Source organism: Pseudomonas sp. FW305-25 (assembly GCF_017351415.1).
Taxonomy (GTDB): domain Bacteria; phylum Pseudomonadota; class Gammaproteobacteria; order Pseudomonadales; family Pseudomonadaceae; genus Aquipseudomonas; species Aquipseudomonas chlororaphis.
Genome location: NZ_JACNDE010000071.1, coordinates 1 through 8540, shown reverse-complemented (window position 1 = coordinate 8540; position 8540 = coordinate 1). Strand labels below are relative to the sequence as shown.

Genomic DNA, 8540 nt, shown 5'->3' with positions numbered 1-8540 from the left:
AGCCGCAAGGCGGCGCTACCCCAGGCACCGCCCATCCAGGTATCGCAAACACCGGGCCCCGCCCAAGTGGAGCACCCAGCATGAAACCGATCATCGAGCTGCTGTCATCGGCCGAACGCGCCTTGCGCGCGCTGCTGGTGATCGTCCTGGAGCGGATCGCCACCCTACTGACCAAGGCCAGCGTGCGGCTATATGCCCGGGGCCTGCTGAGCGGGGTCGAGATCCGCCTGCTGCTGGGCTTTGCCAGCGCCCTTCATCGCCGCTGCATCCGCCTGCTGCGATCCGCCAAGCCATGAAACACACAAGGGAGAGTCCTCATGTCGGGAACTACTCTGCTGATCAACCTCGCTGGCTCCATCGCCCTGCTGCTGTGGGGCACCCAGATGATTTCCTCGGCGCTGCTGCGCGGCTTCGGCACCCAGCTGCGCCAGTGGCTGGGGCAGCACCTGAACAACCGCTGGATGGCCCTGCTGTCCGGCATCGCCATCACCGGGGTCCTGCAAAGCAGCACCGCGGTGAGCCTGATGGCCAGCTCCTTTACCGCCACCGGCACCCTGGGCCTGGCCCCCGCGCTGGCGGTGATGCTCGGGGCCAATATCGGCTCGACCCTGGTGGTGCAACTGCTCAGCGTCGATATCTCGATCCTCACGCCGCTGGTGCTGCTGGCGGGTTTTATCGTGTTCCGCCTGCGCGACGACTCGCGTTTTGAAAGCCTCGGCTGCGCGCTGATCGGCCTGGGGCTGATGCTGCTGGCCCTGCGCATGCTCGGCGGCACCCTGGGCGAAGTGGAAGGCACGCCGGTGTTCGCCGCGCTGATGCGTGGCCTCGACGGCGACCTGCTGATCGCCCTGCTGGCGGCGGCGCTGCTGACCTGGCTGTGCCATTCCAGCGTCGCCGTGGTGCTGCTGGTGGCGTCCCTGGCCGCCACCGGGCTGCTGTCGTCGGTGACCGCCATGGCCCTGGTGCTGGGGATCAATATCGGCGGCGCCCTGCCGTCGCTGCTCAACGCCGACTCCAGCGTCGCCCGGCGCCTGCCCCTGGGCAATCTGCTGGTGCGCCTGTGCGGTGCCGCCGTGCTGCTGCCGTGCCTGCCCTGGATCGCCCAGAGCGCGCCGGTCGCCGCCCTCGATGCCAGCCTGCAGGTGGTGTACCTGCACAGCCTGTTCAACCTGGTGCTGGCCCTGCTGTTCATCGGCCTGACCGGGCCCATGGCGACGCTGCTCAGCCGCCTGCTGCCGGAGCCGCCGCGCGACGTCGACCCGGGCATGCCGCACTACCTGGACGAAGCCGGCCTGGCGGTGGCCAATATCGGCCTGTCCAACGCCGCCCGCGAGGCCCTGCGCCTGGCCGACATGCTGTCGCTGATGCTCGACCGGGTGCTGCGCCTGTTCCAGGCCTCGACCCCGGCCGGCGCCGATGAGGTGCGGCGCATCGACCAGTCGCTGGACCTGCTCAGCGCGGCGATCCGCGCCTACCTGGCGGATATCGGCCAGGACGGCATCAGCGACCAGGACGCCGATCGTGCCCAGGAAATCCTGCTGTTTGTGATCAACCTGGAACACGCCGGCGACATCCTCTCCAGCAGCCTGACCCAACTGGCGGCGCGCCGGCTGCGGCGCGGCGAGCAGTTCTCGGTGTTCGAGCTGGACTGCATCGAGCCCTTGCACCAGGCCGTGGTCGACAGCCTGAGCCTGGCGATCACCGTGTTCCTGCGCGAAGACCTGGCCAACGCCCACCAACTGGTGAACCGCAAGGAACTGGTCAGGCGGCTGGAAGCCGACGCCAGCCGCGAGCACTTTCGCAGCCTGCGCGAAGACCGCACGGCCTGGGCCGAGTCCGGCGACATTTTCCAGCGGGTGCTGCGCGACTACCGGCGCGTGCACCACCACATCGCGGCCCTGGCCTATCCGGCGCTGGAGCGGGCCGGCGAGCGCGACCTGGATAACGCCGAACTGGGCGAAATGCTGCTGGACAACCCGTTGAGCATCCAGCCGACGGCGCAGGAGACCGCACGATGCGTGTCCTGATCTGCGCCGGGCGCCACTGCGCCGACGTCCAGCTGTGCCGGCGGGTACTCGACGCCTTTCAGCGCCTGCATGAAGTGCAGGTGCTGATCCACGGCGGCAGCCAGTTCCTCGGCGCAGAAATAGAAGACTGGGGCCGGGAAATCGGCGCCGACATCGTGCGTTACCCGGCCAACTGGCAGTTGCACGGCAAGCTCGCCGAACGCCTGCGCAACGCCTTCATGTTGCGCGACAGCCGGCCCGACATGGTGATCGCCCTGCCCGGCGGCGACGACACCGAAGAGCTGGTGGCCCTGGCCAGGGCCGCCGGCATCCAGACCCTGTCAGTGAGCGACTGGCAATGACCCTTTTCCCACTCGACTACTTCCCCACTCGACTACGCAGCGGCCCACACAGCGCGGCCGCTGCCCATGCCTTAGCGAGAACCGACATGTCCAAATACAGCCCTTCGCGCCACAACCGCTTCGCCAGCCTCACCCGCGACCTGCCCCCGGCGAAACGGCGCATGCTGCGGCGCAACCTGATGTTCGTCACCATCACCCTGAGCCTGATCGGCCTGCTGACCCTGGTCGCCAAGGCCAACGCCGCGGGCGGCGCCTATGTGGTGGACGATGGCGCGATCAACGCCCCGGGAGAGTGCAACCTGGATATCTGGTACCAGAGCCTGCGTCACCAGGGTTCCAACCATGGCGCGGTGATCTCCCCGGCCTGCACCTTCGCCGGCCTGCCCTGGCTGCAGGTGGGCGCCGCCATTGAGCGCAACCGTGAGGACGGCCACGGCGAAACCCAGCTGAGCCCGCAACTCAAGGCGCAACTGTGGAACCGCGAAGACCTGGGCCTGCAACTGGCGCTGGCGACGTCCGCGCATTTCGCCCTCAACCGCAACCACTCGTTCGACGGTGGCGACATCAGCCTGCCCCTGACTTATCAGCCCCTGGACAGCCTGCGCCTGAACCTCAACGCCGGCTGGGCCCACGCCTATGACGACGGCCAGCAGAACCACCACTGGACCTGGGGCGGCGGCTTCGAATACGACCTGGGCGAACGCCTGACCCTGGTCGCCGAGCGTTACGGCCAGCGCGGCGGCGAGCAGGCCTGGCAAGCCGGGCCACGGCTGCACCTGGGGGCGAACCTGGACCTCGACCTGGTGCTCGGTGGCCAGTTGAACGAAGGCCGCGACCGCTGGCTGACCAGCGGCGCGACCTTGAGGTTCTAGAGGCTGTTTCAGAAAGGTCGCGCCAGGGACAACGAGGTGTGCCTGACACACCGCCTCGCGAGCAAGCTGCGCTCCTACAGGATCGGCGCCTGCCGCGAGTCCGCGCTCGCCGCAACGCCTGTAGGAGCCAGCTTGCTGGCGATAGGCGCAGCGCGCCGGCAGGTCAGACTAATGCAGACTCAGCGGATATCGCTGCGCCGATACAGGCTCAGGCCCAGCGCCAGCAGCGCGAGCATGCCGGCGCAGCTGCGGTTGATCCACAGCATCGCCCGCGCGGAGAAGGTGCGCATGGCATAGCGCCCGCCAAAGGCGTAGGTCGCCATCATCACGCAATTGATCGCCGTGCTGACCAGCGCCAGGATCAGGTACTGCTGCGCCACCGGCTGGTCGGGGCGCACGAACTGCGGCAGGAAGGCCGAGAAAAACAGCAACCCCTTGGGGTTCGACAGCCCCACCAGCAATGAGCGCATGAAAGCCCCGCGCCCGCTGCTGGCAGCGCCGCTGCTCTGCGCGGCCAGCGCCGTTGTCGGCGCCTTCCACAGCACCCACGCCAGGTACAACAGGTATGCCGCACCGCCCCACTTGACGATGGAAAACAGCTGCTCGGAGGCTTGCAGCAACGCCCCCAGGCCGCAGCCCACCGCACCGATCAGCAGCAGGTCGGACAGCATCGCGCCAGCCATGCCGCAACCGGCGATGCGCATGCCATGGGTGGCACCGTTATTGAGAGCCAGCAGCATCGACGGCCCCGGGGTCATCATCACCGCGCTGACGGTGACGACGTACAAAAACAATGTGGTGGCGTCCATCCGAACCCTCCGTAAAACCACAGGTACAACAGGTCGGCCAGCATACACCAGGCGCTTTCAGCCCGGCAGTGACGCGCCCCAGTCCGCCACCTGGCGGGCGCTGATGCTGACGCCGCCGCACACCACGATCACCACGTCCCGCGCCGCGGCGATGGCCGGGTGATCGAGGTAGGCCACCGCCAGCGAGACGCCGCAGGCCGGCTCCACCAATTGCCGCAGATCATCGGCATAACGCACCACGCCGAGGATCGCCTCGGCATCCGACAACACCAGCGACTGATAGGGAAAACCCTGGATCTGCTGCAACGGCCAGGCCGCCACCTGGGCCGCGCCGAGGGAACTGGCGACGGTGTCGATCTTCGCCAGTTTGACCGGGTGCCCGGCCGCCAGCCCCGCAGCAAAGGAAGCGCTGCCGGTGGTTTCGCAGGTGATGATCCGGCAGTCCTGGCGCTGGTGGTGCAGCAGGCCGGTGAGGATGCCGGCCAACAAGCCTCCGCCGCCCACCGACGCCACTATCGTGTCGACCTGCGGACAGTCTTCGAGGATTTCATCGACCATGCTGCTGTGCCCTTGCCACAGCACCGGATGGTCGAAGGCCGGCACGTATTCGCTGTCGGCAGCGCTGCTCAGTTGCAGTGCGCGTTCGTTGGCTTCATCCCAGACCTGGCCATGCACCAGCACCTCGGCGCCGGTCCGGGCGATGCGTTCGCGGGTAGTTTGCGCGGTGGTCTGCGGCACCACGATGCAGGCTTGCAGGCCAAGGCTGGCCGCCGCCATCGCCGTGGCCAGCCCGGCATTGCCGCCGGAGGGACAGACCACGCGGCGCTTGCCCTGCCGCGCCGCCTGGGTACAGAGCAGGCCCAGGCCGCGCATCTTGAACGAGCCGCCGGGCTGCAGGTTTTCCAGCTTGAGCCAGATACGCCGGGTGGCCGTGGACAACCCGGGATGCAGGATCAGGGGGGTGCGGATATGCAGCATCATGGGCTCCTTGGGCGAAGACGGGCGTCTTGCAACCATAGATGCTCAGGCTAGCCTATGCCGCCTCCCTCCTGGCCGCTCGCCGGTCAGCGAATCGGCGGTATGCGGATATCGCCTTGGCGGCACTGGGTGCGCACGCCCTTGCCACAGGCGCCGAACCCCAGGTTCTTGTCCAGGCAGACCCGCACTTCGGAGAGTTCCGGGCCGCTGCACAACACCGCTACGCCCTTCTCCGGAATGCCCGGGTTGGCCTGGCGGAACAACTGCTCGATCTCCCGGGCCTCGAAGTAATGCACGGTGGTCGAAGGTTCCAGCACCTCGGGAATCTTCACCTTGCCCAGGGCCTGGTCGGAGGTCTCCAGGTAGCCCATGGCGCCCAGACCGCTGCAGGTGCCGTGCTTGCTCCATTCATGCTCCATCAGCTTGGCGGTGGGGAACAGGGTCAGGCCCTTGGCCCGCTCTTCAGCAGTCAGCGGGGTCAAGGGCGGGCAGGATTGCGGCCAGCCGCCCTTGGCGTATTGCGGCCACAGGCCATGCAGGACAAAACCGTAGCCCTTGCCGGAGCACTGCTCGTTTTCCGGATGGGTCAGGCAAAAGGTCGGCGACCAGGACAGCGACAACAGGTAGTAGTCGAACACCCCGGCGACCGAGTCGCGCTGCTGCCGCGCCTCTCGTGCCTGGCTGACCCCGACGGTGCAGATCATCAGCGCGGCCAGTGCCGCGGTTGCGAACAGTTTTCTCATAGACCCTCTCCTTGGGATGGGGCAGTGAATGAACGGCCCCGTAGTGACCTGGCCGGTAGCGGCCAGACACTCTTCTTGGCACGGGGCTGTTGCAGGAAGATGACAGGCCGGCTTCTCCGCGGGAGAAGCCGGTCGATACTAGCGAAGCGTTGTAGCAGACAGATCGGGTTGGCGCCATGGCCGACAGATTACGAACCGGTCATGGACTCGCGGTGAATACTAGCCTCTGTAGAAGCGAAGCTTGCTCGCGAGGCGTCGTATCAGGCACACCGCGTTACCCCAATCGCCGGCAATCGAGCGTCGACCGGCCGCTCCTACAGAAGCATCTGCGGGGTGAACGAAATAACGACCATCGGCGCCAAGTGCGCAAGATCGTTCAAGCCATTTCCGTCGCGGGCTGGCACAGTCGGTTCCCGTTCCTTGATTGCAGGCTGTCATGTCCAGCGTTCTTCTTCCCCGCACCGCGTTCCTGCGCGGCGCCGTTGCCATCCTGCCGCTGTCCCTGGCCACCGCGCCCTGGGGGCTGCTGGCCGGTTCCATGGCCATCGAGGCCAATCTCACGCCCCTGCAAGGCCAGGGCTTGTCGAGCATCGTCTTCGCCGGCGCCGCGCAGCTGGTGGCGATCGGCATGCTCAAGGGCGGCGCGGGGATTTTCTCGATCCTGCTCACCACCCTGCTGCTGACCTCCCAGCACCTGCTGTACGGCATGAGCATGCGTTCGGTGATTGCGCCGCTGCCGGGGCGCTGGCGGGTCGGCCTGGGGTTCCTGCTCACCGATGAGCTGTTTGCCCTGACCAGCCAGCACGACAAGCAGCAGTTCGATCGCTGGTACGCCCTCGGCGTGGGCCTGACCTTCTACATCGCCTGGAACCTGTTCACCCTGGCCGGCATCGTGCTCGGGCGCGCTATTCCCGGGCTCGAACACCTGGGCCTGGACTTCTCCATCGCCGCGACCTTTATCGCCCTGATCACGCCGCTGGTGCGCAACGTGCCGACCGTGGTCTGCGTGGCCGTATCGCTGTTCTGCTCGGTACTGTTCAGCTACTGGCAATGGGGCTCGGCCCTGGTGCTGTCGGGCCTGATGGGCATGACCGCGGGTTTTCTCTGCAACAAGTTCTACCGGGAGCGCACATGATGGTCTGGGCAGTGATTTTCGGCATGGGGTTGCTGGTGTTTCTCAACCGCTATGTGTTTCTCGAACCGCGCCTGCCGGTGCGCCTGAGCAGCAACGCCCGGCAGTTCCTCGGCTTTGCCGTACCGGGCATGCTCACCGCGATCTGCGGGCCGATCGTGTTCATGCCCGAGCACCAGCTGAACCTGGCCTACGACAACCCGTACCTGATCAGCTCGCTGGTGGCCATCGTGCTGGTGATCTACACCCGCAACACCCTGGTCAGCATGCTGCTGAGCATGGCGTTCTTTTTTCTGCTGCGGTGGTGGTTGTAAGAGCTTCGCGCGCAAGCTGCGCTCCTACGGGGTCTCTGTAGGAGCCAGGCTTGCCGGCGATGGCGGCGACGCGGTGTAACTGAACACACCGCCTCGCAAACCACCGACCGCTGACTCCCCCATTTACGACGCCTTGGCTTCGCGCAACAGCTGCTGGATCACCTGCTCCTGCGTCTCGTAACTGCCTTCGCCAAAGTGGCTGTAGCGCACCTGGCCGCGGGCGTCGATAAAGTAGTGGGCCGGCCAGTACTGGTTGTCGAAGGCACGCCAGATCGCGTAGTCGTTATCGATGGCCACCGGGTAGCCGATATCCAGCTTGCGCACCTGGGCCTTGACGTTGTCGATGACCTTTTCGAAGGCGTATTCCGGGGTGTGCACGCCGATCACCACCAGCCCGTCCTTGGCGTACTTTTTCGCCCAGGCGTTCACATACGGCAGGCTGTGCTGGCAGTTGATGCAGTCGTAGGTCCAGAAGTCCACCAGCACCACCTTGCCGCGCAAGGCTTCGGCGTCCAGCGGCGGCGAGTTCAGCCATTGCACCGCGCCACTCAGCGAAGGCATCGGGCCCTTGCTCGGCAGCGTCTCGGCGGGTGCCGCGCCAGCCTTGTCGATCAGGTAGTCGAGGGCCTTGGGCACGCTCTTCAGCAGGCCTTGCTCGAGGGCCGCGCCGCCTTGGGACGAGGTGCTGGCCAGCAGGCGGTCGTCCACCCCGCTGCCGATCGCCACGGCCGCCAGCAACGCCAGACAACCGGCGGCGCGGCGCAGCCAAGCGGTGGCCGGCAGGGACGGCCTGAGCCGGTTGACCAGCCCTCTTCCGGCAAAGATCAGCAGCCCCAGGGACAGGGCACTGCCCAGGCCGTAGGCCAGCAACAACAGGCTGGTCTGGGCGCTCGCCCCTTGCAGCATGGCGCCGGTCAGGATCACCCCGAGAATCGGCCCGGCACAGGGCGCCCAGAGCAGACCGGTGGCCACCCCCAGCAACAACGCCGCCAAGGGCCCGGAGACCTTGCGCGCCCGATCGAGGCGCAGGCCGTCCAGGCGATTGCCCAGGCTGACCCAGGGCCGCGCCAGCCAGTTGCCGAAGCGGGTAAAGATCAGCGACAGCGCGAACAGCCCCAGCACAATCAGCGCCAGCTGGCGCCCGATGCCGTTGGCCCGGACGATCCAGTCGCTGCCGACCACCGCCAGGCTCGACACCAGGGCAAAGGTCAGCGCCATGCCGCCGAGGGTTAGCAGCACCGAGCCGCGCGAGCGGTCGGCCCGGGCGAACAGGAACGGCACCACCAGAAGAATGCAGGGGCTGAGGATGGTCAGGACCCCGCCG

Annotated in this window: 10 protein-coding genes; 6 read left to right on the top strand and 4 right to left on the bottom strand. The window is 66.9% G+C overall.

Translation table 11 applies throughout. The annotated features are described in order from the left end of the window. Window positions 1-80: 80 nt before the first annotated feature. The 4 genes from J4E58_RS31640 (at window position 81) to J4E58_RS31625 (ending at window position 3240) form a co-directional block, all read left to right on the top strand. The gene (locus J4E58_RS31640) at window positions 81-296 is read left to right on the top strand and encodes a hypothetical protein (RefSeq protein WP_007920984.1); all 216 of its coding nucleotides are present in this window, start codon (window positions 81-83) and stop codon (window positions 294-296) included. A 21-nt stretch (window positions 297-317) separates the two neighbouring features. Next, window positions 318-2027 (top strand): Na/Pi cotransporter family protein, encoded by a 1710-nt coding sequence (locus tag J4E58_RS31635; RefSeq protein WP_087087603.1) that lies wholly within the window; start codon window positions 318-320, stop codon window positions 2025-2027. Next, complete coding sequence (locus J4E58_RS31630; protein ID WP_007920988.1) at window positions 2015-2368, top strand: DUF2493 domain-containing protein; 354 nt, start codon at window positions 2015-2017, stop codon at window positions 2366-2368. Before J4E58_RS31635 ends, J4E58_RS31630 begins: the two co-directional genes overlap by 13 nt. An 86-nt stretch (window positions 2369-2454) precedes the next feature. Further along, on the top strand, window positions 2455-3240 hold the full coding sequence (locus tag J4E58_RS31625; RefSeq protein ID WP_087087605.1) for a hypothetical protein: 786 nt from the start codon (window positions 2455-2457) through the stop codon (window positions 3238-3240). 179 nt (window positions 3241-3419) lie between these two features. Here J4E58_RS31625 and J4E58_RS31620 read toward each other — a convergent pair whose 3' ends face one another. The 3 genes from J4E58_RS31620 to J4E58_RS31610 form a co-directional block, all read right to left on the bottom strand. Beyond that, a complete protein-coding gene (locus tag J4E58_RS31620) occupies window positions 3420-4049 on the bottom strand; it encodes a LysE family translocator (RefSeq protein WP_053260897.1) in 630 nt (209 codons plus the stop codon). 57 nt (window positions 4050-4106) lie between these two features. Beyond that, window positions 4107-5027, bottom strand: coding sequence for a pyridoxal-phosphate dependent enzyme (locus J4E58_RS31615; protein ID WP_007920994.1), 921 nt, complete (start codon window positions 5025-5027; stop codon window positions 4107-4109). An 86-nt stretch (window positions 5028-5113) separates the two neighbouring features. Next, window positions 5114-5770 carry a ribonuclease T2 family protein gene (locus tag J4E58_RS31610; RefSeq protein ID WP_087087607.1) on the bottom strand — a complete coding sequence of 219 codons (657 nt, stop codon included), beginning with the start codon at window positions 5768-5770 and terminating at the stop codon, window positions 5114-5116. A 436-nt stretch (window positions 5771-6206) separates the two neighbouring features. On the opposite strand from J4E58_RS31610, the gene J4E58_RS31605 reads away from it, so the two are divergent. Beyond that, entirely contained in the window at window positions 6207-6905 is a 699-nt protein-coding gene (locus J4E58_RS31605; protein ID WP_053260894.1) for an AzlC family ABC transporter permease, read from the top strand. Next, window positions 6905-7216: an AzlD domain-containing protein gene (locus J4E58_RS31600; protein WP_009043562.1), complete on the top strand. Its 312-nt coding sequence runs from the start codon at window positions 6905-6907 to the stop codon at window positions 7214-7216. Before J4E58_RS31605 ends, J4E58_RS31600 begins: the two co-directional genes overlap by 1 nt. 123 nt (window positions 7217-7339) lie before the next feature. Here the strand turns inward: J4E58_RS31600 and J4E58_RS31595 are convergent. After that, window positions 7340-8540, bottom strand: a 1201-nt coding sequence (locus J4E58_RS31595; RefSeq protein ID WP_207255367.1) for a cytochrome c biogenesis protein DipZ, incomplete at its 5' end; no start/stop codon positions are given.